Origin of the sequence: Bradyrhizobium sp. CW1 (genome assembly GCF_023100665.1) — a bacterium.
Taxonomy (GTDB): Bacteria; Pseudomonadota; Alphaproteobacteria; order Rhizobiales; family Xanthobacteraceae; genus Bradyrhizobium; species Bradyrhizobium canariense_D.
On record NZ_CP064684.1, the window covers coordinates 5108540 to 5135432 of the forward strand.

Annotated in this window: 21 protein-coding genes; 13 read left to right on the top strand and 8 right to left on the bottom strand. The window is 64.2% G+C overall.

All coding sequences use genetic code 11. From position 1 onward, the window contains the following. Positions 1-874: 874 nt before the first annotated feature. On the top strand, positions 875-2011 hold the full coding sequence (locus IVB54_RS25135) for a GNAT family N-acetyltransferase (RefSeq protein ID WP_018458717.1): 1137 nt from the start codon (positions 875-877) through the stop codon (positions 2009-2011). Positions 2012-2041: 30 nt separating this feature from the next. Here the strand turns inward: IVB54_RS25135 and IVB54_RS25140 are convergent, their stop codons facing one another. After that, positions 2042-3265, bottom strand: coding sequence for an NAD(P)/FAD-dependent oxidoreductase (locus tag IVB54_RS25140; RefSeq protein ID WP_018458716.1), 1224 nt, complete (start codon positions 3263-3265; stop codon positions 2042-2044). Positions 3266-3698: 433 nt separating this feature from the next. On the opposite strand from IVB54_RS25140, the gene IVB54_RS25145 reads away from it, so the two are divergent. From IVB54_RS25145 to IVB54_RS25155, 3 genes are all read left to right on the top strand, one after another. Next, complete coding sequence (locus IVB54_RS25145; protein ID WP_018458715.1) at positions 3699-5045, top strand: polysaccharide biosynthesis C-terminal domain-containing protein; 1347 nt, start codon at positions 3699-3701, stop codon at positions 5043-5045. A 301-nt stretch (positions 5046-5346) separates the two neighbouring features. Then, positions 5347-6522, top strand: coding sequence for a glycosyltransferase family 4 protein (locus tag IVB54_RS25150; protein WP_018458714.1), 1176 nt, complete (start codon positions 5347-5349; stop codon positions 6520-6522). Positions 6523-6552: 30 nt separating this feature from the next. After that, a complete protein-coding gene (locus IVB54_RS25155) occupies positions 6553-8088 on the top strand; it encodes a hypothetical protein (RefSeq protein WP_026233643.1) in 1536 nt (511 codons plus the stop codon). On the opposite strand, the gene mdlC is transcribed toward IVB54_RS25155, so the two are convergent. The 7 genes from mdlC to IVB54_RS25190 all read right to left on the bottom strand — a co-directional run bounded on the left by mdlC (position 8085) and on the right by IVB54_RS25190 (position 17256). Next, positions 8085-9692 carry a benzoylformate decarboxylase gene (mdlC, locus tag IVB54_RS25160; RefSeq protein ID WP_018458712.1) on the bottom strand — a complete coding sequence of 536 codons (1608 nt, stop codon included), beginning with the start codon at positions 9690-9692 and terminating at the stop codon, positions 8085-8087. The genes IVB54_RS25155 and mdlC overlap by 4 nt on opposite strands. Positions 9693-9727: 35 nt before the next feature. Continuing rightward, entirely contained in the window at positions 9728-11176 is a 1449-nt protein-coding gene (locus IVB54_RS25165; protein WP_247776487.1) for an aldehyde dehydrogenase, read from the bottom strand. 208 nt (positions 11177-11384) lie between these two features. Beyond that, complete coding sequence (locus IVB54_RS25170; protein WP_247285483.1) at positions 11385-12605, bottom strand: IS701 family transposase; 1221 nt, start codon at positions 12603-12605, stop codon at positions 11385-11387. A gap of 45 nt (positions 12606-12650) precedes the next feature. Further along, positions 12651-13976: an MFS transporter gene (locus IVB54_RS25175; RefSeq protein WP_026233642.1), complete on the bottom strand. Its 1326-nt coding sequence runs from the start codon at positions 13974-13976 to the stop codon at positions 12651-12653. Between the two features lie 89 nt (positions 13977-14065). After that, the gene (locus tag IVB54_RS25180; protein ID WP_026233641.1) at positions 14066-15775 is read right to left on the bottom strand and encodes an FAD-dependent oxidoreductase; all 1710 of its coding nucleotides are present in this window, start codon (positions 15773-15775) and stop codon (positions 14066-14068) included. A gap of 46 nt (positions 15776-15821) precedes the next feature. Then, positions 15822-16289 (bottom strand): MarR family transcriptional regulator, encoded by a 468-nt coding sequence (locus IVB54_RS25185; protein ID WP_018458708.1) that lies wholly within the window; start codon positions 16287-16289, stop codon positions 15822-15824. A gap of 43 nt (positions 16290-16332) precedes the next feature. Further along, entirely contained in the window at positions 16333-17256 is a 924-nt protein-coding gene (locus IVB54_RS25190; protein ID WP_018458707.1) for a LysR family transcriptional regulator, read from the bottom strand. A 108-nt stretch (positions 17257-17364) separates the two neighbouring features. Here IVB54_RS25190 and IVB54_RS25195 point away from each other — a divergent pair, with 108 nt between their 5' ends. From IVB54_RS25195 to IVB54_RS25235, 9 genes are read left to right on the top strand one after another with little or no spacing between them, the layout of a single operon-like run. Further along, complete coding sequence (locus IVB54_RS25195; RefSeq protein ID WP_018458706.1) at positions 17365-17688, top strand: Dabb family protein; 324 nt, start codon at positions 17365-17367, stop codon at positions 17686-17688. Then, positions 17685-18764, top strand: a complete 1080-nt coding sequence (locus IVB54_RS25200; RefSeq protein WP_018458705.1) for a maleylacetate reductase — start codon at positions 17685-17687, stop codon at positions 18762-18764. Before IVB54_RS25195 ends, IVB54_RS25200 begins: the two co-directional genes overlap by 4 nt. A 4-nt stretch (positions 18765-18768) precedes the next feature. After that, positions 18769-20139 carry an amidohydrolase family protein gene (locus IVB54_RS25205; RefSeq protein WP_018458704.1) on the top strand — a complete coding sequence of 457 codons (1371 nt, stop codon included), beginning with the start codon at positions 18769-18771 and terminating at the stop codon, positions 20137-20139. Between the two features lie 20 nt (positions 20140-20159). Next, entirely contained in the window at positions 20160-21062 is a 903-nt protein-coding gene (locus tag IVB54_RS25210) for an NAD(P)-dependent oxidoreductase (protein WP_018458703.1), read from the top strand. 15 nt (positions 21063-21077) lie between these two features. Beyond that, positions 21078-21962 (top strand): intradiol ring-cleavage dioxygenase, encoded by an 885-nt coding sequence (locus IVB54_RS25215; RefSeq protein ID WP_085352397.1) that lies wholly within the window; start codon positions 21078-21080, stop codon positions 21960-21962. A 57-nt stretch (positions 21963-22019) separates the two neighbouring features. Beyond that, the gene (locus tag IVB54_RS25220) at positions 22020-23414 is read left to right on the top strand and encodes an FAD-linked oxidase C-terminal domain-containing protein (protein WP_026233640.1); all 1395 of its coding nucleotides are present in this window, start codon (positions 22020-22022) and stop codon (positions 23412-23414) included. Beyond that, positions 23411-24937, top strand: a complete 1527-nt coding sequence (locus tag IVB54_RS25225) for a sugar ABC transporter ATP-binding protein (RefSeq protein WP_018458700.1) — start codon at positions 23411-23413, stop codon at positions 24935-24937. Before IVB54_RS25220 ends, IVB54_RS25225 begins: the two co-directional genes overlap by 4 nt. Then, positions 24930-25880 carry an ABC transporter permease gene (locus IVB54_RS25230; protein ID WP_018458699.1) on the top strand — a complete coding sequence of 317 codons (951 nt, stop codon included), beginning with the start codon at positions 24930-24932 and terminating at the stop codon, positions 25878-25880. The genes IVB54_RS25225 and IVB54_RS25230 overlap by 8 nt, the downstream gene beginning before the upstream one ends. Continuing rightward, positions 25877-26854, top strand: coding sequence for an ABC transporter permease (locus IVB54_RS25235; RefSeq protein ID WP_018458698.1), 978 nt, complete (start codon positions 25877-25879; stop codon positions 26852-26854). Before IVB54_RS25230 ends, IVB54_RS25235 begins: the two co-directional genes overlap by 4 nt. Positions 26855-26893: the final 39 nt, after the last annotated feature.

The window sequence follows — 26893 nt, forward strand, 5'->3', positions numbered from 1 at the left end:
CGTTAGGGACAAGACATCGGTGCTCGAACCGGAATCTCGAGGTAGACGGACACGCCTTCGCGTTCTCGCGGCGCATTTCGCCCGAGCTTTGCTTGGTCGCTTCACCCTCTTGTCCAAGAGGGCGCAGGGAAGGCCGGGTGCCGGCTGGCACCCGCGGTCCGCTGCGCGAAAAGCACACGCAGGAAAACCGCACAGCAGCATACAGGTGTAGCCAATCACTCGGCCTTCCCTGCGCGATGGTTGGACGGCTTATGCCGTGCTCTCCCGGGAGCCGAGTTCTCTTTGGCCTCCCTCGTCCCAACGAAAGTCACCGCCACCGCGCCGGTTGACGCAGATGCCGCATTCGCCAGGGCTTGACCGTAGCAACGACGGCTAGGACCACACGGTTTTTGCCGTACGCACGGTTCGCCATTTCGCCGCAGTTTTCCCAGCCCTGTCGACGGAGCCGGAAACTTACAGACGAGACGAAGCCTAGCAGCGCCGCTCGTCGGAACGCAGCCTGGGCTCACGGAGAGCAATCCGCCCTGCCCTTAGCCTCTCGCACCCGAACGCTGCCGCGTCCACCGCAAGCCCGGCTCGCGAACATGACGACCACAAGATCGCCCCTCAAGGATGAGCCGGGATGGACGACACATACGCTAAAACCGAATTTCGGTAAAGTGGAATATTTCTGACGAGGGGGGTTGACGCGGTCGTGGCTGTTTCGGCTGCGAGGCCGCTCGATGAGGAATTAGCGGTTTGGTAACCATACGCGCCTCGCTCGAAGGATTAATGCAAATCATACGCCGCCGGTGTCTCCCCCGTAACGACCCTGCTATAGAGCGTAGATCCGGCTCCATCAATCGTCCCGAGCCATCTGCTTTCTTGGTTGCGTATGAACAGACCTAGCAACACATTCGACATCGCCATCGAGCAGGGATTCGACTTCCTGTCGCCGGACTACGCGGAGCTGTTCGACAACTCGGCCGCCACCGCGTTCCAGCATCCGCTTTGGCTCGACACCCTCTACACCAGGCTCGCGTCTCATGTGAGCGCAACTCCTCTGGTTGTCGTGGTCCGCCACCGCGCGACGGGCGCCCTTGCGATGGTGTTGCCCTTGCTGCGGATCCGGCGCGGCCCGATACGGACCGTCGAATTCGCCGACCTCCGCGTTTCCGACTACCTCGCGCCCGTATGCAGCCCGCAGGTATTTTCCGAGCTGCTCAAGGACGAGAGTGCCTGCGCAGAAATCCGGTGCCTCGTCCGCCCGTTCGATCTGCTCCGGATGACCAAGCTGCCGGATGGACGGCTTCCGATCGAGAACCTGCTGGCTGCGCCCCGCCGCATAGCGATGGACACCAATGCCTATGCGACCGTTCTGGTCGCGCCGTTCGAGCAATGGCGCGCCAGTGCGCTGGACCGTTCCTACCAGAAGGAGCTCGCAAAGAAAGCCCGGCAGCTCCAGAAGAAGGGGGACTTGAGTTTTTCATGCTGCCGCGACAGTGCCGCTGTCTTGGAGGTGCTGGACGTGATGAAGAAATTTCGCGGGCCGCGCTTTCAGGCACACGGCGACGGAGATCTGCTCCAGCGCCCCGAATATTACGGCTTCTATTCCGACGTGGCGCAGCGCGGCCTCGGCTCCTTTGTCCGGCTCTATGCGATGAAGATGAACGGCGAGGTCATCGCAGCCGTGCTCGGACTCAGCCATCACGGCAGCTTCCTCGTGATCATGGGCGCCTTCGACATTGCCGGATACAAAAGCCAGTCCTTGGGCGCGCTGATGTTCGAGCAGGTGGCGAAGGATTGCATCGAGCGCGGGGATCAGATGCTCGATTTCACCATCGGCGACGAGCCCTACAAGAAGCAGTTCGGCGCTCAGCCTTCACCGATGTGGACGGTCACGCAGGCGGGCAGCACCACGGGCGCCATCTCCTTGTTCGCACTGAAACAGGCGCCTTGGCTCAAGCTGGCCGCCAAGCGGATGTCGGAGTTCAGGTTCCTGCCGACCCGGACCTCAACGCCGACGCGCTGACCGGTGCGAGGGGCCGACCGGGTGCCGCTCTCAGGCGCGTAGCGCGCTTCGAACCTGCGCGAGCCAGCCGGGCCGCATCTGATCGAGCCGGTGGGTGATACTGCGTCGCAGGAAGTGCAGCCGCCGCCGCACGTCCCAGCCAATATCGTTGCGGGACGTCAGGGCCTGCCGGAAGCGCGCCATCTTCAGTGACTGCTGGTCCGCCGCGACCTTGTCGGGATCGGAATAGAATTCAGAAATCTTCTCCCGACCCATGCCCTCGGTCCCGAGCCAACGCGGCGCATATTCGGTGCAGAGGCGCTCGACGTCGACCAGCAGACGGGCGACGCCCGTGCCGGCGGCCGGACAATTCGTTTGGAACGCATCACCGATGAGCACGACTCCGGGCTGGAGATGTCCTTCCACGACGGACAGGTGCATCACCCAATTCTGCACCCGGTCGATCACGTGGAAGTCGCCAAGGTAGGGCCGCAATCCCGGAAGCAGGCGCAAGACCGTCGCCTCCGGTTCACGGCGCAGCTCGCGCATGATCGGATCGGTCGGGTCTCGGAACATGAAGAGATTTGCCCGCATGCCGGCACGCACGGGAAACAGGCTGAGATAATCGATGCCGTCCGCTGTGCGCTCCCCATAACAGGTCAACGCCTCGAAATCGAACGGCGCGTGGTCGCGGCGGGCGATCGTGAAGCCGAACGAAACCGAATGGCGCTCGGCCAGCACGCGCCGCTTGATGCCGAGCTTGTAGCCGAGCACGCCCGCCATGCCCGTGGCCAGCACGACGAGGCGCGCAGTTATGCGCCCCCCTGACGCGAGCTCGACATGTTGGAGATCGTCGCGACAATTGACCGCAGTGACCTCATCGACAATGAGGCTGGACGGATCAGGCAGCTGGCTGCGCGCCATGGCGACGAGATCGGCATATGGAAGCCCGTAAGCCCGGCCGACGCTGACATCGACCACCTTGCCTTCCCTGATGTTGAGCACCTGATCATATCGACAGGCCACGTTGTCGAGCGCATCGAGGAAGCCCAGCTTGCGCAACATCTCCAGCTGACGGCCGCCTATTTTTTCGACCCGAAACTCGTCCGGATGGACCGCGCGCTTGTCGACGAGAGCGACACGATGCCCTGCCCGCGCGAGCACGGCCGCCGCGAGCGAGCCCGCAAGGCCGCCGCCGACGATCGCGATGTCGACGACGATCGCCGCGGTCGCAGATCCAGCGCTCGGCTCGGTCACGTTGCTATCCGCCGTCATGGTCCAGGCTCCCACGGTCAACGATGGTTGCCCGTGCAATTCTCTCGCCTGATGTCGCATCGCAGGACCAAACGCGATCATTTCTCGATATCTCGGTTAACGCAGCGGAGACCTGCCCGGCCCGATGAGATCCGGCACGCGCCTTGCTCGGGATGGCCATTCCCGCCGAGCCGGTCCGCATTCCAACGGCTCATCTCGCCTCATCGGCCGTCGATGCGGCGCTCTGCCGCCACGCGACCGGGCCGCACTTTGCTCTATCTGGGACAATGGGGTCAGCGATGTTCCATAGTGAAGCAACAGGCATGGCCGCGACGTCGCCGCGGCCGGCGGGATCATGGAGGCCGTCCATTAACACTCACGGTTTTTCGGCATGCTAGGCTGTCGCAGGTAATCGGAAAATGTCTCTTCAGGGGAAGTTGCCCCTTAAATCTCCATGATCGAATCCATCGTCCAGTTCATGCGGCGCGACGTGACGCGCGGTGTTGCCGGAACCATCCTTCTCAAGGTTGGTAGCGGCGCGCTTGCGTTCGCGTTGTTCTCGCTTGCGGCACGAACGATGTCGCCCGATGGGTTTGGCATCTTTGCGACCTGGCTTTCGGTCGCCCAGATGGCAGCGGTCGTCGGTCTGGTGGGCCAGGAATCGCTGCTGGTGCGATTTCTGAACGAGTATCGGGTGGGAAATCAGCCTGATCTCACCAAGGGCGTGCTGCTATCGAGCTTCAAGATTTCCTCCGTCGCGATGCTGATTGCGATCGGCGCAATCGCGATCGGCGCGAACATCAAAGGCGCCTCGTGGCTGCTGGTTGTCGCGGTGTCGGCCTACACAGCCGTGAATGCCGGACTGATGCTTGGCAGCCAGATCGCACGCTCGCTGGTCAGCATTCTCATGGGGGAAGGAAACAGGGAGTTCTTCTGGCGAGTCAGCGTGGTGCTGTTTCTGCTCGCAATCATGTTCGGCCATCGGCAGCTTGATCCCGCCGAATTGATCGCCGTGATGACGATTGCCATGTCGGTCGGACTGGTCGCACAGATCATCGCGATTGCGCGAGTTCTACCGGATTTCCGCGGCACGGCGGTGCGTTCCGAGCCGTCGCGCTGGAGATCGAGCGCGCTTCATTTCTGGGTCGCATCCATTCTCGAAGCCGCGAACCAGTATTTCGACGTCATTCTGGTCTACTGGATGCTGGACCCGGCAACCGCCGGAATTTATTTTGCCGCTTCGCGCCTGGCCAACATCTTCGCCATGCTGTCGGCCGCATTGTACAGCTTTGGCGCACGTCGGCTCCCCTCGCTGTACTTCAGCAAGAACCATCAGGAATTCGAGCGAACGTTGCGGCTCATGGCGGAAGTGACCGCGGTGTGCGTGGTCAGCGGACTCCTCCTGATCTGGGTTGGAGGTCCCCATCTACTCAACTTGTTCGGGCCACATTTCGCTGCGCAGCACTGGGTCCTGATCGTGCTCGCGATCGGAACGGCGGTCCAGGCGGCGGGCGGTCCGTCTGCGGCGATATTGCAACTGACCGGCCATGAGCGCGAGTATGTCCCCGTGATTGCCGGGAACGTAGCGCTACGGCTGGTTGGATTTCTCGTCCTCATTCCCTGGCTCGGCGTTCTTGGCGCAGCGATCTCGGCCACTGTGTCGCTCGCGTTAGCGACCATCGTCCTCAACATCCTCTGTCGCCGGCGAACCGGCGTCGATCCTTCGATTCTAGGGCTTCTGCGCTTCTCCGCATCGAAGCCCAGCGCCTACGCGGTCCGTGGCGCGGACTCCGGCGAATAGAGCGTCAGCATATGTCGCGCGTGTCCCGCATGAAGGAGAGCGCACCAGCAGCCGTCGGCGCACCGGCGGAATGTGCGTCGTTTTCATATGCTTTAGTGGGCCCGCTCCAACCCAAATATCGATGGTTAATCGGCGGTTGCCCGCGTCCTCTGCACTTCGTCGGAACCAGCGGAATTCCCTCATGCCCTTGCGGCAGGGCGCATTAACTCCGTTTATTGCTAGTCGGTGTCCGCGCGATGCCCGCATGGTAGATACGGAGTTAAGAAGGTGAAAAATTCGCTTCTCTAATGGGTCGGGATCCGTGCTGCATTACCAGCCAAACAAGGCGTTGGGCGAGACGACTGCGACAGCACTCCCGTCGCCCAACGGTGGCGGACGCAAGCCGCACGTGCTGCTCGTACAGACCCAGGCTGAGAACGCCGGTGCGCAGGAGATCTCGCGCCTGCTTGGCGCCGGGCTGACCGCCCGCGGCTATCGCGTCACCAATCTTTTCTTCTTCCGCAAGTCGGATTCGTTCGATGAGCCGCCCCACACGGTCTATTGCGCGTCGAGCCGGCCGGGAAATCCGCTGGCGCTGCTGCAAATGCTGTGGACGCTCGGCCGCCATATCAGGGCCACCAGGCCTGACGCCGTTCTGACCTTTCAGCACTTCGGCAATGTCATCGGCGCCGGTGTGGCGCGCCTGATCTGCCGCGCACCTGTCATCGCCAATCAGGTTTCATCCGCGCTGTCGATGAGCTGGCCGGTCCGTACGGCCGACATCGTCATGGGCAGCCTCGGCTTCTTCGACCGCATCACGCTCAACTCGCTGGACATGCAGCGCGAGTATTCGCGCTACCCCAGGGCTTATCGCGCGCGCATGGTGCATGTCCCGCACGGCTTCGACGACAAGGCGCTCACCCTGTCGAAGCAAGCTGCGCGACAGAAGTTCAATCTCCCGCCGGATAGCCCCCTGCTCGGCTGCGCAGCAAGATTGCACCCGCACAAGCGGCTCGACGCGGCGATACGTCTGTTGCCGGATCAACCATCCTGGCATCTCGCGCTGGCCGGCCAGGGAGCCGACGAGGCCCGGCTGCGGCAGTTGGCGGATGAGCTGAGAGTATCGGACAGGCTGCATCTGCTCGGCGAAATCACCCCGCGCCAGATGGCGGAGTTTCTCGCCGCTCTCGACGTGTTCGTATTTCCGACGCAGGCGGAGACCTTCGGCCTCGCCGCTGTGGAGGCTGCAAACGCCGGCGTTCCCTCGGTCGTCACCGATCTTCCGGTCTTGCGCGAAGTGTTGTCCGTCGAAGGGAAGCCGACAGCGCTGTTCGTCGATACCTCCGATCACGCCAAGCTGTCAGCGGCCGTCTCGAGGCTCCTGACGGACCAAAGACTGAGCGACGAACTGCGGCAAAACGCCAAAGGCCTGAAGCTGCGCTATTCAGTGGACGCCATGGTGGAGGAATACGTTCGAATTCTCGGCCAGGTCATTTGATCGGGGCGCATGGAAACGGATCGGCTCGACATGACCATCGAGTTTCGCTGTGAAATTGAGAATGCGCGGCGGTGGATGGGCCGCGAGACGCTGTCGATCGACGGGCGGGATGTACCGGTCCAGATCGCGTGGACGGCAACGGCGGAGCCGCGGCCGGCGGGTCTCGACATGCTGTTCGAGCTCGAACGTTTGGTGTTGCACAAGGGCAAACACAGCGGCACCGAAAGGCTGAAGATCAGTCCGGACCGGATGCAGGCTCGCGCCGGCACGGCAGACGTCGTCGTCGATTTCACCGGTGGCGCGCGGGATCCGAACTGCTCCGCCCGGCAGTATCTCCGCCCGCTGTTCAATGGAGTGGCAGGCGAAAACGCAGCTCTTGCCGCCATTCTCGCCGGCGATCTGCCGGTGATCGAAATCGTCGACGAGGTCGACGGTGCAGTCCTCGATCGTGGCCATCCCTCCGCCGAAATCGCGGCCGGTCTGAGCGGGGGCCTGGAAACGGTCATGGCGCGAACCCTGACCATGGTGGCCGCCATCCTGTCGGGACGACCGCGCATCGTGCCGCAGCTGGCACGACCGGCCCGAGCGGACAACGGCCGCCCGCCAACGGCTTATGTCGCGCGCGGCCTCACCATATCGATCGCCAAGGAGATCTATCGCCTCTGCTGCTATGCCCCGCATTGGCATGTCGGATGGCGCATCAACAAGGGCGCAGGCGTCTGGCAGACCGGAGACCTGTCAGGGCCTCGCTGGAACGTCCTTGCCGATCCCGGAAACCACTTCTACGCCGATCCTTTCCCCATCACGTGGCAGGGAAGAACATTCGTCTTCTTTGAGGATCTCGATCACCGGATTGGAAAAGGAATCATTTCCGCGATCGAGTTCGACGATAAGGGCCCGGTCGGAGCGGTCGTGCCCGTATTGGACGAGCCCTGGCACCTCTCCTATCCGTTCCTGATCGAGGACGATGGCGCATTGTGGATGATCCCGGAGAGCTCGACCAATGGGGACGTCGCCATCTATAAATGCGTTCGGTTCCCGGACAAATGGGAGCGCCACGCGACGCTGCTTTCAGGACTTGAACTCGCCGATGTGACGATCACGCGGCACAACGGCCTGCACTATCTGTTCGGAGCCTGGCGCGATGGCACTGGCGGGTATTCGGATTCGTTGGCGATCTATCACGCCGAGCACCTCATGGGCCCGTGGTTGCCGCATGCCAGCAACCCGGTCCTGATCGACCGCGCGAGCACGCGGCCTGCGGGGAATTTCGTCACCATCAATGACAAATTGTGGCGCCCGGTCCAGGATTGTGCCGGCGGATATGGGGCAGCGCTCGCCCTGGCGGAAATCGTCGAACTGTCGCCGACGACGTTCAAGCAGATTATCCGCCACTCTCTGCGGCCAGGGCCAGCATGGCCCGGCAGGAAGTTGCATACCTTGAATCGCTGCGGACAACTCGAGGTGATCGACGGGTCGCGTGTCCAACCGAAGACCCGTGCCTTCGGAGGCAAATTTCCATCGGCTGTCTTGTCGCCGCGGACCAGCCCCTCTGCCGCCAGCTAGCGCGGATGGCTGAACAGGTCCGTCGTGGCGTCGTCGACGGCGATATCGACCAGCGCGGGACCGCTTGATGCCAACGCTTCGGTCAAGATGGCGTCGACGTCGCCGACATCGGTCATGCGCTGCCCCGGACAACCCATTCCCCTTGCGAGCGCCACGAAGTCGAGCCCGGGCAGGTCGATCCCGGGCGGGCGATGCGCCTGCATCAGCTGGCTGAAGGCGCGCATCGCGCCATAGCCTGAATTGTTCATGATCACGAAAGTGATCGGCAGGCGGCGTTGCACCGCGGTCCAGATTGCCTGGATGCAATACATCGCCGATCCGTCACCGATCAGGGCGACGATGCGGCGGCCCGGCCGCGCCAGCGCCACGCCGACCGAGGCCGGCAGGCTATAACCAAGTCCGCCGCTCGCCATCGTGTAGAAGCTGTCCGCGCCGGGCCGAGGCAGGAATTGCTGAATGGCGGGGCGATGCGACGGCGCCTCCTCGACCACGATCGCATCGCCCGGCATCAACGCCGAGAGCCGGGCGAGCGCATAGCCCGGCGGAATCGGATTTTGCGCGGCAGGAGCGGCAGGCCGCAACCGCGCGGCCGGCACCTCGCGCTCCGCGATGTCAGGCATCACCGACAGCAGCCCAGCCAGCGCCTTCGGGAGCGTGCTGATGATGGTGTCACCGACAGAAGCGGATGCGGCTTCCGTCGGATCATCCGTGATCTGCCAGACCGGCGTTCCATCGTCGAGCAATTCGCATTGTCCTTCGACATGGAAAGTAAACACCGGCGCGCCGACCACGACGATCAGATCGGCGCCGCGCAATGCGCGGGCGAGCCCTCCCGGTGCTGCCGGAAGGAAGCCGGCGAACAGCGGATGCAATTCCGGAAAGCTCGAACGGCTCGACATCGGGCTTGCCCAAACGGCCGCGCTCGCCTGCTCGGCCACAGCGACCATCGCGTCGACGCAGCCGCTGCGATCGATCTCGGGTCCGACAACGAAGATAGGTTTTTTGGCGGCTCGGATCGCCGCGCCGAGCCGAACGATCGCCGCCGGATCGGGCGCAAACTCCGTCGCGATGCAGCGGACCGGTGGAGCGGTTGCGGGCCGCGCCCAATCATCCGACGGGACCGACACGAATGTCGGACCGCGGGGATGCTGCATGGCGGTGAGGAAGGCCTGCGCGATCGCCGCTGGAACATCTTCGGCGCGCGCCGGTTCGGCGCTCCATTTCACATAGGGCTTTGGAAACTGTGCGGCGTCCTCGGAGAAGAGATAGGGTCGCATCCGCAATAGGCTGCGCGCCTGCTGCCCGGCTGTCACGACCATCGGTGTCTTGTTGCGGAATGCGGTGAAGAGATTGCCGAGGGCATGACCGAGCCCAGCCGCCGAGTGCAGATTGACGAACGCCGCTCGTCCCGTGGCCTGCGCATAGCCGTCTGCCATGCCGACGACGCAGGCTTCCTGCAATCCGAGCACGTAGTCGATGTCGTCGGGCCAGTCGCCAAGGAAGGCAAGCTCGGTCGAGCCGGGGTTGCCGAAAACGCGATCGACGCCAAAGGAGCGAAGCACACCGAGGGTCGCTTCCCGAACCGTGAGAACTTTCGAATTCATGAATAGCGTCCTGATGGGCTTCGCTTGTTGCGCGGTCAGAAGGGATAGTGCTGCGGCTGGGTCTCGATGGTGATCCAGCGCAGATCGGTGAACTCGGCGATCCCGGCCTGACCTCCGAAGCGGCCGTAGCCCGATCCCTTCATGCCGCCGAACGGCATCTGCGCCTCGTCATGCACGGTCGAGCCGTTGACGTGGCAGATGCCGCTTTCGATCCGCTGCGCCACCGTCAGCGCACGCGCGACGTCGCGGCCGAACACGGCGGCCGAGAGGCCGTACTCGGTATCGTTGGCAAGCCGCACCGCGTCATCCACGCCACTTGCCCGGATCACCGAGACGACGGGACCAAAGCTCTCCTCGGTATAGATGCGCATGCCGGGCACCACGCGGTCGAGCACGGTGGCCGGGACGACCGTGCCAACCCGGTCGCCGCCCGCGAGCTTGACGGCGCCTTTGGCGACCGCGTCGTCGATCAACGCAACGACATGCTTGGCCGGCGCCTCGTCGATCATCGAGCCGACGACAACGGGACCGGAGCGCGGGGCGCCGGCCGGAAGCGCAGCCGTTTTCTTCGCGAGCTTGTCGACAAAGGACGCCGCTACCGCCTCGTCGACGATCACCCGTTCGGTCGACATGCAGACCTGGCCCTGATTGATGAAGGCGCCAAACGCCACGGCCGCGACGGCGGCATCGACGTCGGCATCGTCGAGCACGACCAGAGGCGCCTTGCCCCCTAGTTCGAGCAGCACTGGCTTGAGCTGGCGCCCGGCCAGCTCGGCGATGACGCGACCGACGCGGGTCGAGCCGGTGAAATTGATCCGCCGCACGGCCGGATTGGCGATCAGGCGCTCGACCAGAGCGGGCGCATCGGCCGGTGCGTTGGTCAGAACATTTACGACACCGGGCGGAAAGCCTGCGTCCTTGAAGACCTCGCCGATCAACCGGTGCGTCCCCGGGCATATCTCGGAGGCCTTGAGCACGACGGAATTGCCGCAGGCGAGCGCCGTCGCCACGGCGCGAACGCCGAGAATGATCGGCGCATTCCACGGGGCGATGCCGAGGCACACGCCGGCGGGCTGTCGAATGGAGATCGCGAGGCATCCCGGCTTGTCCGACGGGATCACCTCGCCGGCGATCTGCGTGGTGAGCGACGCCGCTTCGCGCAGCATGCCGGTCGCGAGCTTGACGTTGAAGGCCGACCAGATCTCCGTCGTGCCGATCTCGGCCATCATGAACCGGACGAAGGCGTCGCGCTTGGCCTCAAGCGCATCTGCGGCCTTCAGCAACAGGGCTCGCCTCGCATTCGGGCCGAGCGCCGACCATGCGGCAAACGCGGCGGAGGCCGCCGCCACCGCGGCGTCGGCATCGGAAGCGGTCGCGGCGGCCGCGCGGCTTGCGACCTCCTGCGACAGCGGATTGCGCCGCTCGAACACCTTGCCGCTGGAAGCGGCCTGATCCTGCCCGTTGATGAGAAGACTGACGTCCATGAAAAACCTCCCTGGGGTTGATAATGGCGCTCGCTCTAGCATTACAGTTGCTTTTTTGATTTGAAGTGGGCGCGTTGAGCGGCAGCCTGGTGAGCTCTGCGCCAGAAGGACCATGCGATGATGTGTGCGGGTTGAATCCGCTTCCGCGCAAGTCTGATAGCAATGCGGCGGATTTCCTGGATTGACCAACGGATCAGTGGTGGGGTGGTTATGTTTTGGCTTTTGCCGGGGGGCGCCGTTTCGTTTTTTTGGGCGGTGGCGGATTAGCGCGATGTCGGATCGCGGCCATCATGGCGAAGGCGAGCATCACCAAGGACACATGACGGTGCCAGCCATGCCAGGATCTGCTCTCGTTGTGATCGAGCCCGAACTCGTTTTTCGCCGTTTCAAAGCTGTCCTCGATCGCCCATCGATGGCCTTCGACCGCGACCAGCGTTTCAATGGCTGTTCCCGCTGGGCACCAGGTGGTGAAGAAGGCGAGGTCATCATCGGCAATGCGACGACGGATCAGTAGACCGCGTGTCCACAAACCGTCATTTGCACTGTTGGACTGCTCGGCCTCGAGATCCGCCAATTCGAGATAACACCAATCGTGCAGCCGCGGTCCTTTGGTTCCGGCTCCCGCCGACAGGCGCTTCCAGTCGGATGAGCGCCGCGTCCGGGCGAGGTCTGCAGCCGTACCGGCGACCGGCGGTCGCTTGCCCCAGGATCGAAACACATGAGCGCTGCTGACCCCAAGCACGTAGCCTTTGCCTGCCCGACGTAGTTGCTGTTCGATGTTGCCAACACCGTAGACGGTATCACCGGCAACCCACTTGAATGGTACAGACCCGGCTATCGCGCGTGCGATCATTCTCGTCGCAAGCTTTGGTTTGGTCGCAAAGCCGACATCGGCAGGCACATATGTGGCTTCCAGACGATCTGGATCGTCGGTCCATTCCTTCGGAAGATACAACGCGCGATCGATGAACGCATGGCCATGACGCGAAACGTAGGCAGCGAAGACGCCGATCTGGCAGTTCGTGATCTTTCCTGCCGAACCAGTGTATTGCCGCGCCACTCCGCATGACGCTTTGCCCTGTTTGAGAAAACCGGTCTCGTCGATCACGAGCACCGCATCGTCATCCGCCAAATGCTCGATGACATAGTCGTGCACGATATCGCGCAGGGCATCAGCGTCCCAGTCTCCACGACCCAGAATCGCCTGCTGCCGCCATGGGCCGGGATCGCCAGCCGCCTCCGCGCGCATCCAACCGGTCTTGCGCTGCTCATCTCCGAGCAGACCTTCCAGGAACAGACCTGCATTCGTCGCAACACGCTCTTGCGTGAACAACGGACGTATCCGTTGCTTGATCTCTCGAAGCGACGCCGCCCACAACGCAAGCGTCGCCTCAACCGACGCGGCCCGCGCCCACGACATTCGAATCATGGTTGCCCATGGATTCAGAAGCCCGCAACAAAAGCAACTGTAATGCTAGCCGAGCAGCCGCGATTTTCCGGTTTCACGCGCAAAGCCGAGCGCAATCATCGCCGCGAGCGCGAGCGCAACGTAGTATCCTGTGATCGCGTAGGTGGAGCCCGTCTGCGCAAACAGGCTGGTGGCGACCAGCGGCGCAATGCCGCCGCCGAGCACCGTCCCGAGCTGCTTTCCGATCGACACGCCGGTGAAGCGAATGCGGGTCGGAAACAATTCCGGAAAATAGCTTCCTTCGCTGCCGAACATCAGCGGATGGATCACCCCCGCGGCGAGGATCACCGCGCCCGTCACCAGCACCGTGTCGCGGCTCGCGACCACACCGTAGAATGCAAACATCGAGATGGCTGCAAGCACCACGCCGGCCAAGAACAGACGCTTTCGTCCGATACGGTCGGACCAGGCTCCGATGAGTGGCATCGCAACGAGCCCGACGAGATTGGCGAACAGCACGGCCTGCGTGATGACGTCTTTCTGGACGCCGAGCTGACGGGTCGCGAAGGAGATGGTGAAGATGGCTGTCAGATAGAAATAGGACGTCTGCGCCATCTCGGCGAAGAATACGATGAGGATCGGCCGCCAATGTTCCCGCAGCGCTTCGACCACAGGCGCTACTTCCGTCACCTTCGCCTTTCGGAATGTCGCGCTCTCCTCGATGCGCAGGCGCATATAGACGCCGAGCGCGACCAGAACCGCGCTGATCAGGAACGGCACGCGCCAGCCCCATGACAGCAGGTCCGCTTCCGGCAGCCGCGCGATCGTGAGCGCCGCAAACGAGGCGAGCACGACACCGACGGGTCCTGCGGCCTGGATCACCGCGGCCGAGAAGCCGCGCCGGTGCCCGGGCGCCGTCTCGATCGCCATAAGGATCGCCGCAGTCGATTCGCCGCCGAGCGCAAACCCCTGAACGAAGCGCAACGCCACGAGCGCGACGGTCGCAGCCACGCCTGCACTGGCGTAGGTCGGCAACAATCCGATCGACATGGTCGCAAGTCCCATCATGAGCAGCGTACACAGCAAGACGGACTTTCGGCCGAGACGGTCACCGAAATGGCCGAATACAAGCCCGCCGAGCGGACGCGCCAAAAATCCGACGGCAAACGTCGCGAACACCGCAATCGTCGCCGTGAGCTGGTCGAACTTCGGAAAGAACAATTGATCGAACACCAGCGGCGCGATCAGGCCGTAGATGAAGAAGTCGTACCATTCGATCGCGGTGCCGATGGTGCCGGCGATCAGGATACGCCGGCGGCTGCTCGCCGTCTGCTCGGCAGTGGCGCCGGCGGCGGCATGGTCGTCGTAGTGCTCCAATGCTCTTGTCGTCACGGTTTCCTCCTCCGGTGTCATTTGTCGTTTTGTTGTCTTGTTGTTATTGGCCGCCGCAGCCGCTGGTCGGATGCAACGGCGAGAGTCGATCAGCTTGCCAGCCGTGCGCCGTCGCTCGCGTTGTGTCCGAGTGCTCGGGCAAGGACGCGCCCGATCGTACCAGCCTGTGACGCGCTGCCGCGCCAAGCCACGATCTGGTCGGGGCGTATCAAAGCCAGATCCGCCTCATAGAGATCGCGCAGGGATTTCGGCAGCGTGACGAGTTTCACATCAACCCCGATCGCACGGATGGTCTCGACGACTGACGCTTGAGAGGTCATGACCTCGCCGAACTGGAGCAGCGTCCACTCGAACCCGAACAGGTCGTACAGCGAGACGCCGTCCTCCAACCACGTATGCGGGGCGCGGCCGCCGGGACAGGCGCTCGGAACGTAGACGTTCGCGGCATCGGGCGGCGGCTGGCTGCCGTCGGAGACGATGATCGGCGAGCCGTCGTAGCGCCCACCGAAGGTGACGCCGGGAATGTTGAATTCCGCGCGGGCGTGCTGTTCGAGATAGACGCCCGCCGTCCGCCGCGCCTCGTCGCCGGCCTCGGTGGCGTCCTCGATGTCAGGCGCGGGAGCGAACAGACCGAGCGAGTCGGCAAAGCGACGCGCATAATCGGTGTTGCGCAGCGCCACCGGACGCCGCTCGACCTCATAGCTGTCGAGCAGCCCCGCCGGGCTCACACCCTTGACGACGCTTGCGAGCTTCCAGCCGAGGTTGACCGCATCCTCGATCGCGGTGTTGTAGCCAAGGCCTCCGGTCGGCGTGAACAGATGCGCCGCGTCGCCGCCGAGGAACACTCTGCCCCGCTGCATTCCGTTCGCGACCAGCGCGTGGCCGGCGGTCCAGGTCACGAATGACAGCACTTCGCAGTCAATCGGCGCGTCGCAAGCGCGCTGGAACGCTGCTTTGGCCTCGTTGATTGTGATCGCAATCTCGTCTTCCCCGGGCCGAAGCTGCGTGTGAAACGCAAATTCGTCGCGACCATTCACGGATGCCATGAAGGCGCGGCGGTCGCCGTTGAAGCAATTGTACATCCACGCCTTGGCATGCGGGATGCTCGCGTAGAAGCCAGGCGAACGGAGATAGACCGCCAGCATGCGGCCGCCCATGAAATCGCGCTGCGTTCCGGTTTCGCCGCCGTAGACGATCTCGAGCGATTGCCGGACCATCGAGCGCGGCCCGTCGGCTCCGACCAGGAAGTCGGCCCGGACCTGAAAGCGGCTGTTGTCATCGAGACATTCGATCTCGGCGATAACGCCGTCACCGCTCTCGACGTAGCTGATCAGACGATGACCGTAGCTGAGCCGTATTCCGGGAAGCCGTTCGGCGTGGCGGCGCAGCACCGCCTCGACGTATTTTTGCGAGACCCGATGCGGCAGCTCGGCGGCGCTCCAGGAGCCCGACATGCCCTTGACGAGCTCGCCCGCGCGTGACGATGACGGCAATTGAAATCGGGCCAGCTCGTAACCGGTGTAGCGCGTGAAATACGCAACGTCGGTCGGATAATCCGCAGGCAGACCTTCGCGTCGGATCTCGTCGGCAAAACCCAGCCGCCGATAGTGCTCCATTGAGCGCGCTTGCGTCGCATTGGCTTGCGGATTGAATGCCGTGCCCGGCTTTTCATCGACCAGGATCGCGGACACGCCGCGCCGGCCGAGCTCGTTGGCGAGCATCAGGCCGCAGGGCCCCCCACCCACGATGAGCACCGAGGCCGTCAGACATGTTTCCAAGGCGCTTCTCCCAACCAGCATTATTCCGCATGGTAAGGTCGCCTGACGATGTCGTCAAGTAGCCTGACTACTTGGCGTCATCGAGCGTATCGAACGTCGCGCCATAGACCGCCAGTCCCTTCAGGATTGCATCCATCGTGGCCTTGCCGAGTTCGGCGCGCATCTCCTGCTCGGCGACGTCGACCGCGTCGCGGAACGCATCGAGCCATTTGCGCCCGGCCGGCGTGAACATGACGATGCGCGCGCGGCGATCGGTCGGATCGGCGATCCGATCGACCAAGCCGAGCTCGGCGCATTGATCGACCAGCTCGCCCATCGCCTGCTTGCTCATGGAGGCGCGGCGGGCGAGCTCCGTCAGTCTGGTCCCCTCCACGTCGAGATTACGTGTGAGGCCGACATGCGCGATCCTCGTTTCGCCATGCCCCTTCTCGCTCATCAGTTCGAGCACACGACCTTCGAAGCGCCGCACCGCGTTGTTGAGCAGCCGACCGATGTTGGCATGCCGCCATGCGGTGCCGGATGTCCTGGCTTTCAATGGATGTGCCTTCTACAAAGCCGCCTGAATTCGAAAATGTCGCTCACTTCGCCGCGTCGATCCAGATCCCCGGCTGCGAATGCTCGCGGATGTGGGTGACCAGGAAGTCGGAAAAGACCCTGATCTTGGCAGGCAGTCCGGCACGGTTCTGGTAGGCGATGTTCATCGTGAGCAGCGGCAGCTCCCAGTCCATCAGAACGGGGACGAGGCGGCCCGCAGCGATATCGCTTTGCACGATATAGAGCGGCTGGATGAGGATGCCGAGCCCCGCCAGCGCGGCGCCGCGGATGACCTGGCCGTCATTGCTGTCGAGCGTCGACGTGATGCGAACAGTCTGCGCGCCATTGCCCTTGCGCAGGCGCAGCGAATAGGGATCGTTGGCGAGATTGTAGATCAGCATGTTGTGGCGCGCGAGATCGGCGGGCTGCTCCGGCTCGCCGCAGCTTGCGAGGTAGGACGGCGCAGCAGCGAGCACCCGCCGCATCTGGCCGATGCGGCGGACGATGATGTTGGAATCCGGCTCCTGCTCGCGCGTCCTGATCGCCACGTCGATGCCGGCCTCGATGAAATCGGAGTACCGGTTGGCGGTGGTGATCTGCATGTTGAGCTTCGGATAGCGCGCGCGGAAGGCTGGCAGCATCGGCGCCAGATAGATCACCGCAAAGGACAGCGAGCTCGTGACCCGCAGCATGCCTTGCGGCGACAGCGCCCGATCGCTGACGATGTCCTCGGCCTCGGCCAACTCGCTCAAAACCCGGCTCGAGCGCTCCAGCAGCTCCTGCCCCGCCTCAGTCAACCACAGCCGACGGGTGTTGCGCTCGATCAGCCGGACTGCAAGGCGCTCCTCGAGAGCGCTGAGATGGCGGCTCGCGGCAGCATTCGACATCCGTAGGGCTTCGGCAGCTTTGGACATGCTGCCGAGCTCGGCCGTCTTGGCGAATACTTCCAACTGGAGCAGGCGGTCCATTTTTTCGCAAACAGGAAAAGAGACTTACGATTATTGAGCTTTATTTCCGTATCCCGCAAGTCAAAATGGCCTAAACACAAGCAAGATAGCAGGCGAGGAAACAGGGAAATGTCGGGCCCGATCAGGCACATCGTGATGTGGCGGCTGCGCGGCGAGACGCCGGCGGAGCGTTCTGCCGCCCGGGTCAAGGTCAAGACCCTGTTCGAGGGGCTGCGCGGCCGGATCGACGGCCTCACCCATATCGAAGTCGGTCTCGATGTCAGCGATGTCGACTACGCCTGCGACGTCGTTCTGTTCTCCGAATTCACCGACCACGCTGCGCTCGCGGCCTATGCCACCCACCCGGAACATCTGCGCGTGCGCGAGGCGCTGGGCGACTTGCGGATCGGACGCTTCCAGGTCGATTATCCCATCAAAGAGACCGGCGCATGATCGGTACGTTCACCTTTGAAAACCTGCCCTGCCGCGTCGTGTTCGGCAGCGGAGCTTTGGCCTCGGCCAAGGCCGAGGTCGAGCGGCTCGGTGGCAAGCGCGCCCTGGTGCTGACGACGCCGCAGCAGGAGGCGCAAGGCAAAAGTTTGGGCGCGGCGCTCGGTCCGCTCTACGGCGGCATCTTTCCGGGCGCGACCATGCACACGCCGGTCGAGGTCACGGAGCGGGCGCTCGCGGCGATGAAGGCGTGCGAGGCCGACTGCGTCATTTCCCTCGGTGGCGGATCCACGACCGGCCTCGGCAAGGCGCTGGCCTTGCGCACCGGCATCAACCAGCTTTGCATTCCCACGACCTATGCCGGCTCGGAGATGACGCCGATCGTCGGCCAGACCGAGAATGGCCTGAAGACCACGGTCCGCGACGCCGCCATCCTGCCGGAGACCGTGATCTACGATGTCGATCTCACTTTGACGCTGCCGGCGAGCCTGACCGCGACATCAGGCATCAACGCCATCGCACATGCGGTAGAAGCGCTCTACGCGCGCGACACCAATCCCGTCACCTCGCTGATGGCAGAAGAAGGCATTCGCGCCTTGGCGCGTGCCCTGCCCGCCATCGCCGCCAAGGGCGACGATCGCGAGGCTCGCACCGAAGCGCTCTATGGCGCCTGGCTGTGCGGCGTCTGCCTCGGCACCGTCGGCATGGCGCTGCATCACAAGCTCTGCCACACGCTCGGCGGCACCTTCGACCTGCCGCATGCCGAGACCCACACCATCGTGCTGCCGCACGCGCTGGCCTATAACGCGCCGGCCGTGCCCGATGCGATGGCGCGGATCTCACGCGCAATCGGCGCCGCCGATGCACCGCAAGGACTTTTCGAGCTCGCGAAGCGGCTGGGTGCGAAGGTCGCATTGCGCGACATCGGCATGCCCGAAGGCGGCATCGACAAGGCTGCCGACCTCGCGGTCACCAACGCCTACTGGAACCCGCGCCCGCTCGAACGCGACGCCATTCGCGACCTGATCGCGCGCGCCTGGGCCGGCGAGCCGCCCGGCGCCATCAAAACGGCAGTTTGATTCGATGCGGCGCACGCTCATCAAATCCGCCGTCATCATCAGCATGGATGACACGATCGGCGATTTACCTGGCGGCGACGTGCTGATCGAGGGCAGCCGCATCGTTGATGTGCGTCCATCGATCGACGTCGGCGGCGCGACCGAGACCGAGATCGTCGATGGCACCGGCCGCATCGTCATCCCCGGCCTGATCAACGCCCATATGCACACCTGGCAGACGGGCTTGCGCGGTTATGCCGCCAACTGGACGCTGCTGGAATATTTCCGCCGCATGCATGCTGGTCTCGCTACGGTCTTCAGGCCCGAGGACATTTATATCGCGACCTTGGTGGGTGTGCTGAACCAGATCAATCACGGCACCACCACGCTGGTCGACTGGTGCCACAACAATCCGACGCCCGATCATACCGACGCCGCGGTGCGTGGCCTGATCGAATGCGGTATCCGGGCGGCCTTCTTCCACGGCTCGCCCAAGCCCGAACCGAAACCGGGCGAACCGCATTTCTCGGAGATCCCGCATCCACGCCGTGAGGTCGAGCGACTGCTGGCGGGGCCCCTCGCCGACCGCGACGGCCTCGTCACGCTTGGACTCGCGATCCTCGGCCCGCACTATTCGACGCTGGACGTCGCCATGCACGATTTTCGCATGGCGCGGGAACTCAAGCTGATCGCATCGATGCATCAGGGCGGTGGTCCTGCGAAGACGCCCGGTGGCTGGGAGAAGCTGATCGAGGCGGGTCTCGTGGGCGCCGGAATCAACATCGTCCATGGCAATGACCTGCCTGACGAACTGCTGGACCGGATGGTCGATCTCGGCGTCTCCTTCTCGGTGACGCCGGAGAACGAAATGATCCAGGGCCACGGCTTTCCGATCACCGGACGGCTGCTCAAGCGCGGCGTGCGGCCGACCATCGGCATCGATCTGGAATCCGTACTGGCGGGCGACCTCTTCTCCGCCGCGCGCGTTGCGCTCTCGATGCAGCGGGCGCTCGACAACGCCGAGTCGCGCAAGGCCAGCGGCACCATTCCGGCGACGACCACGATCCCCGTCCGCGAGGCGCTGCGCTGGATCACGACGGAAGGCGCCCGCATGCTCGGCCGCGAGGACCAGATCGGCTCGCTGACACCGGGCAAGCTCGCCGACCTCGTCATCATCAATTGCTCCGATCTCAACCTCGTCCCGGTGCACGATCCCGTTTCCACCGTGGTGATGCAGACGAGCCTTGCCAATATCGAGGCCGTGATGATCGGCGGCGTGTGGAAGAAGCGGAATGGTCGGCTGCTGGCCGAGGGCCTGGGGGCGAAGAAGGAACTGCTCGTGCAATCCGGCCGGCGACTGGTGCACGACATCGAACGACAGGGACACGCCGCCTGAGGGCGTCAAGGACAACAACAATGACGGACGCTTCGAAACACATCGCTTTCATCGGGATCGGCAAGATGGGCTTGCCGATGTCGGTGCTCGTCGCCAAGGCCGGTTATGCGGTGACCGCGTTCGACCGGAGCGCCGCACGGCTCGAGGAGGCTCGCACGCAAGGCATTTCGATTGCCGCTTCACCGGCCGAGGCCGTGGACGGCAAGGCCGCGATCGTCACGTCCTTGCCCGATGACGCTGCCTTGCGCGGCGCATTGCTCGGCCCAACCGGCCTCATCGCCGCGATGGCGGCTGGATCTGTTGTGATCGAGACCAGCACCGTGAGCGTCGAGGCGTCCGCAGAGGTCGACGCCGCCGCCCAGGCGCGCGGTGTCTTCTACCTGCGGGCGCCGGTCTCGGGCAATGCCAGTATCGTCCACACCGGCGCGCTGAGCTGCTTCGTCTCGGGCCCGGAGGACGCCTACGAAAACGCAAAGCCGCTGCTTGCCGCCTTCACCCGCGCCCAGACCTATCTTGGGCCCGGCGAGGAAGCGCGATATGCGAAGCTTGCGGTCAATCTGATGATCGCGGTGTCGGCCGCGATGATGGCGGAGAGTCTGGCGCTGGCGCGCAAGGGCGGCATCGGCTGGCAGGACATTCTGAAAGTCCTCGACGACAGCGCGGTCGCCTCGCCGATGGTGAAATACAAGACCGCGCCGCTGCGCAGCCGCGATTTCGACTCGACTTTCTCCTGCAGGCAGATGGCCAAGGATCTCGACCTGATCCTCGGTGCCGGCCACGCCGTCGGCGTGCCGCTTCAGCTCGCGGCCCAGGTGCGCGAGACCTATGGCTCGCTGGTCGCGCAGGGCGACGGCGACGCCGACTTCATCGCGACCGTCAAGCACCTCGAGCGGCTGTCCGGCCTTGGCGAGCCCAAACTCTGATTCACGGAGGCACCTATGCGAAATTTCAACGAGAACACGATCACGGACGCGGTGCTGGATCGGATCGCAGGCGCGACCGATCCGCGGATCAAGCAGGTCAGCGAAGCGCTGGTGCGCCACCTTCATGCCTTCGTCCGCGAGGTGCGACCGACCCAGAAGGAATGGGAATACGGCATCGAGTTCCTGACCCGCACCGGCCACATGTGCGACGACAAGCGCCAGGAGTTCATCCTGCTGTCGGACGCGCTCGGCGTCTCCATGCTGGTCGACGCGATCAATCATCCCGTGCCGGAAGGCGCCACCGAAACCACGGTGCTCGGTCCGTTCTTCGTGCAGGCGTCGCCCGAGAAAGACAACGGCGCTGACATCTCCGGCCCGATGGAAGGCGATCCGATGCTCGTCACCGGCTCGGTGTCGACCGTCGACGGACGGCCGCTTGCCGGCGCCGTCGTGGATGTCTGGCATTCCGACGATGATGGCTATTACGACGTGCAGCAGCTCGACAAGATCGGCGACCTTGCGATGCGGGCGCGCTTCCACACCGACCAGAACGGCCGCTTCAATTTCTGGTCGATCAAGCCGGCTGCCTATCCGATCCCACATGACGGCACAGTTGGGGACATGCTGGCGGTCCAGGGCCGCCATCCCTGGCGCCCGGCGCACGTGCATTTCATGATCTCGGCGCCCGGCTTCGAGCAACTCGTGACCCATGTGTTCGTGGCCGGCGACCAGTATCTCGACAGCGACGTGGTGTTCGGCGTCAAGGACAGCCTGATCCGCGAATTTGTGCAGTGCCCGCCCGGCCGTGCGCCCGATGGTCGCATGGTAGACATCGAGTATTTTCACCTCAACTATGATTTCGGCCTGAAGCAGGTCGCTAGCAGCGCAAGAGCCGCTTAAGCTGAACGACGGCGGACCAGACAAGAGTCCGACAACAGGGCCAGACAGGGAGTAAGAATGGGACCGCGAGTCAGCACGAGCATATTGGCCGATCGCCTCACAGGCATGATCGGCCCGCGCGCGAGCGTCGCGCGTGGCGTGCTCGATCAGCATGGGCAGAGCGAGTCGCATTATCGCAACCTGCCGCCCGACATCGTCGTCTTCCCTGAAACCACGCAGGAAGTCGCGGAGATCGTCAAGCTGTGCGCTGGCGCGAATATGCCCATCGTACCGTTCGGCGCCGGGACCTCGCTCGAAGGCAATGCGGCCGCGGTCGCGGGCGGCGTCTGCTTCGACTTCGCACGCATGAACAAGGTGCTGACGGTGCACGATAGCGACATGGACGTCGTCGTGCAGCCCGGCATCACCCGAAAGCAGCTCAATGCGGAGCTGCGCGGCACTGGGCTTTTCTTTCCGATCGATCCCGGCGCCGACGCCTCGATCGGCGGCATGACGTCCACGCGAGCTTCCGGCACGATGGCGGTGCGCTACGGCACCATGAAGGACAACGTCATGGCGCTGGAGGTGGTTCTGGCCGACGGCCGCGTGATCCGGACCGCCAGACGCGCGCGCAAGTCAGCCGCCGGTTACGACCTGACGCGCATGTTCGTCGGCGCCGAGGGCACGCTCGGTTTAATCACCGAAATCACGCTGAAGGTGCATCCCGTGCCGCAGGCGATCTCGGCCGCGGTTTGCAGCTTCGACACCCTGCCCAACGCCGTGGACAGCGCGATCTCGATGATCCAGTCCGCGATCCCCGTGGCGCGTATCGAGCTGCTCGACGACGTCATGATGCGCGGCATCAACGCCTATGCGAAGCTCGGCTATCGCGAAGCCCCGACGCTGTTCTTCGAATTCCACGGCTCCGAGGCCTCTGTTGCCGAACAGGCCGAGGCCGCAGAGGCGATCGCCGCCGACCATGGCGGCCACGGTTTTGCCTGGGCCAAGGCGCCGGAGGATCGCAGTCGGCTCTGGCACGCCCGCGACAATACGCTCTATGCCGGCCTGGGCCTGCGACCCGGCGCGCGCGCAGTGATCACCGATGTCTGCGTGCCGATCTCGCGGCTCGCCGAATGCTTGACCGAAACGCGGCGCGACGCGGACGCGCACGGCTTCACCGCGCCGATCGTCGGCCATGTCGGCGACGGCAACTTTCACATGCTGATCCTGGTCGACCCGGCCAGGCCCGAGGAAGCCGAAGGCGCCAAGGCGCTGCAGGCCCGCATGGTCGCCCGCGCGATTGCCATGGACGGCACCTGCACCGGCGAGCACGGCATTGGGCTCGGCAAGATCGATTATCTCACCGACGAGCTCGGCGAGGCCGTCGATGTGATGCGGTCGATCAAGAGCGCGCTCGACCCTGACGGACTGATGAACCCCGGAAAGATCTTTGCAGGCGGAGCGCAGGCATGAGCACCGCCGCATTAGCCGTCGAGCCCGCCTCACCTGTCCCGCTCCTTGAGCTGCGCGGCATCAGTAAGGAGTTTCCCGGCGTCAAGGCGCTGGACGACGTCTCCTTTGCCGTCTTCCCCGGCGAAGTCCACATGCTGCTGGGCGAGAACGGCGCCGGCAAGTCGAGCCTGATGAAGGTGCTGTGCGGCGCCTATCGCGCCGATGCCGGCGAGTTCTACTACAGAGGCGAGCCGGTCGCGATCCACTCGGCCGCGGACGCGCAGAAGCTCGGCATTGCCGTGATCTTCCAGGAATTCTCCCTCGTCCCCCATCTCGATATCGCCCAGAACATTTTTCTCGGCCGCGAGCCGAAGGGCCGCATCCCCGGCACGATCGATCGCCGCAAGATTTTGGCCGACGCGGCGCGCGTGCTCGGCACGATCGGCTTTGACATCGATCCCTCCACCATCGTTGACAAGCTGGGGGTGGCGCAGCAGCAGATGGTCGAGATCGCGAAGGCGATCAGCCAGAACGCCCGCATCCTGGTGATGGACGAGCCGACTGCGGCGCTATCCGATCGCGAGACCGAGCTGCTGTTCGCGCTGATCGCGCGGCTGAAGGCCGACGGCGTCTCGATCGTCTACATCTCGCACCGCATGGCGGAGGTGTTCGCGCTCGGCGACCGCATCACCGTGCTGCGTGACGGCCGCCGCATCGACGGCGTCAAACCTGCTGACGTCACGCCGGACCAGCTCGTCCGCATGATGGTCGGTCGCAACGTTGACATGACCTACCCGCGCAATTTTGCCGACAAGCCCGGCGAGCTGCTGCTCGAGGTCAAGGCCTTGAGTTCATCGACGGGGATCGCCGACATCAACATCGAGGTGCGCCGCGGTGAGATTGTCGGCCTGTGTGGCCTGGTCGGCTCCGGTCGCAGCGAAGTCGCGCGCGCGATCTTCGGTGCCGATCCCGTGACATCAGGCGAGATCGTGTTCGACGGCAAAGTCATTTCCGGTGAGCCCGACCTCGCCGCCCGCCGCGGCATTGCGCTGATCCCGGAGAGCCGCAAGAGCGAAGGTCTCGCGCTGCTGCGATCGGTGAGCGACAATCTGGTAGTGTCGGCGCTGCGAAAACTGTTCCCGAGCGGGTTGTTCGACCAGCGCAGTGCGCAGCGCACTGCCGACGGCCTGATCCGTCAGCTACGCATTGCGACGCCTAGCGCACGGCAGACCGTCGGCCTGCTTTCAGGCGGCAATCAGCAGAAGGTCGTGATCGGCAAGTGGCTCGCCGCCGGCTCAAAGCTTTTCATCTTCGACGAGCCGACCCGGGGCATCGACATCGGCGCCAAGGCCGAAATCTTCGCCCTGATCGACCGCCTTGTCGCGGAAGGCGCGGCGGCGCTGATGATCTCGTCCGAACAGGTCGAGATCTGCCACGTCTGCGACCGCGCCTATGTGATGCGCGAAGGGCGCATCGCCGGGCATCTCGCGCGTAGCGAGCTGACCGAGGAGAACATCGTGCGACTGGGGATGCATCATGCGTGAGGCCGCGGTCGTCTCTCAACCGAATCCGCTGCAACGGATTCCCGGCGTTGCCATCGTGCTGGTGCTGCTGATCGCGCTGTTCAGCACGATCGCGCCCGGCTTCCTGTCGGTCGCCAACCTCTCCAACGTGCTGGTGCAGTCGACGATCCTGACCATGCTCGCGCTGCCGATGACCTTGATCATCATGACCGAGGGGCTGGACCTGTCGATGGGCGCGGTGCTGACGCTGACCTCGCTCTGCGTCGCCATCGTCTCGCTCACCACCCACTCGATGTTGCTCGGCCTCGGTGCCGGGCTCCTCGTCGGCGCGGCCTTCGGCTTCGCCAATGGCTGGCTGGTCGCCATCGTGGGCATCCCGCCCTTCGTTGCGACCTTGGGCACGCTCGGCATGGCGCAGGGCCTATCGCTGATCGTCAGCGACGGCCAGAGCGTGGTCGGCATCCCCCACAGCGTGCGCGACATCTATTCGGCGACGCTTTTGGGAATTCCCGTGCCGATCGTGATGGCACTCGTGACCTACGCGGTCTTCCACGGCCTGCTCTATCACACCCGCTTCGGCACCTACATCTTCGCGCTCGGCGGCAACCGCGAGGCGCTGCGCTACGCCGGCCTCTCACCGAATAAGCTGCTGATCGCGGTCTATGCGATCGGCGGCGCCATGGCCGGCATCGCCGGCCTCTTGATGACTGCGCGGATGAATTCCGGGCATCCAACCGCGGGCCTCGGTCTCGAATTCGATGCGATCGCGGCCGTCGCCGTCGGCGGCACGTCGTTCGAGCGCGGCAATGGCTGGCTGCTCGGCACGCTGCTCGGGGTGCTCTCGGTCGGCGTGCTGCGCAACGGGCTGAACCTGATCTCGCTGCCGTCCTCGGTGCAGGTCGCAAGCGTCGGCGTCCTCGTCATCGTTGCCCTCTTCCTTGACGGCCTGCGGAGCCGCGCATGACCGACATCAGCAAAGACGCCATCGCGCCGCCCCGCTCGTTCCTGTCGCAGGACGCGATCCAAATGTTCTATCGCCTGCTTGCGGCGCTGCTGATCTGTGCGGTGCTCGCCGTGCTCAGCGATTCCTTCCTGAGCCTCGGCAACATTCTCAATGTGCTCAGGCAGGCGAGCCTGACCTTCTTCATCGCCTCCGGCCTGACCCTGGTGGTGCTGACCGCGGGCCTCGATCTCTCCGTCGGCGCCAATGTGGCGCTGTCCGCCTGCATCGCCGGGACCGTGATCCACAAGACCGGCTCGCCGGCGCTCGGCATACTCACGGGGCTTGCCTGCGGCGGCATCGTTGGGCTCCTCAACGGCGTCATGGTCACCGCGCTGCGCATCCCCTCCTTCATCGCCACTTACGGCATGCTCTGGGTGCTGAACGGCCTCACCTATTGGTACATGGCGGGCGAAACCCTTCACGGCTTCCCGGCCGGCTTCCGCCAGATCGGCAGCGGCTATCTATTCGGCCTGCCGATCCCGGTCTATCTGCTGCTGGTGTTCCTCGGGATCGGAACGCTGTTTGCGCAGCGAACGATCTGGGGCCAGGAGATCTACGCGATCGGCGCCAATCCGGTCGCGGCGCGGCTCTCCGGCATTCCGGTCGCCCGACGCCTGCTGCTGGTCTACGCCGTCTCCGGCACCATGGCGGGGCTCGCCTCGATCATCTTCCTGTCGCGGCTCAATTCGGCCGAGGCCGACATCGGCGAAAGCCTGACGCTGCCCGCGATCGCCGCGGTGCTGATCGGCGGCACCTCGCTGTTTGGCGGCGTCGGTACCGTGTTCGGCACCTTCATCGGCGCACTGATCCTGACGCTGGTGCTGAACGGCATGAACCTCTTGTCGGTCAGCGCCAACTGGCAGCCGATCGTCACCGGCATCATCGTCATTCTCGCGGTCTGGCTCGACATGAAGACCCGCCGCCGCGCGCAATGAGTTCTTGAACGACCAACAAGCAAAACGAGGGATGGAGGC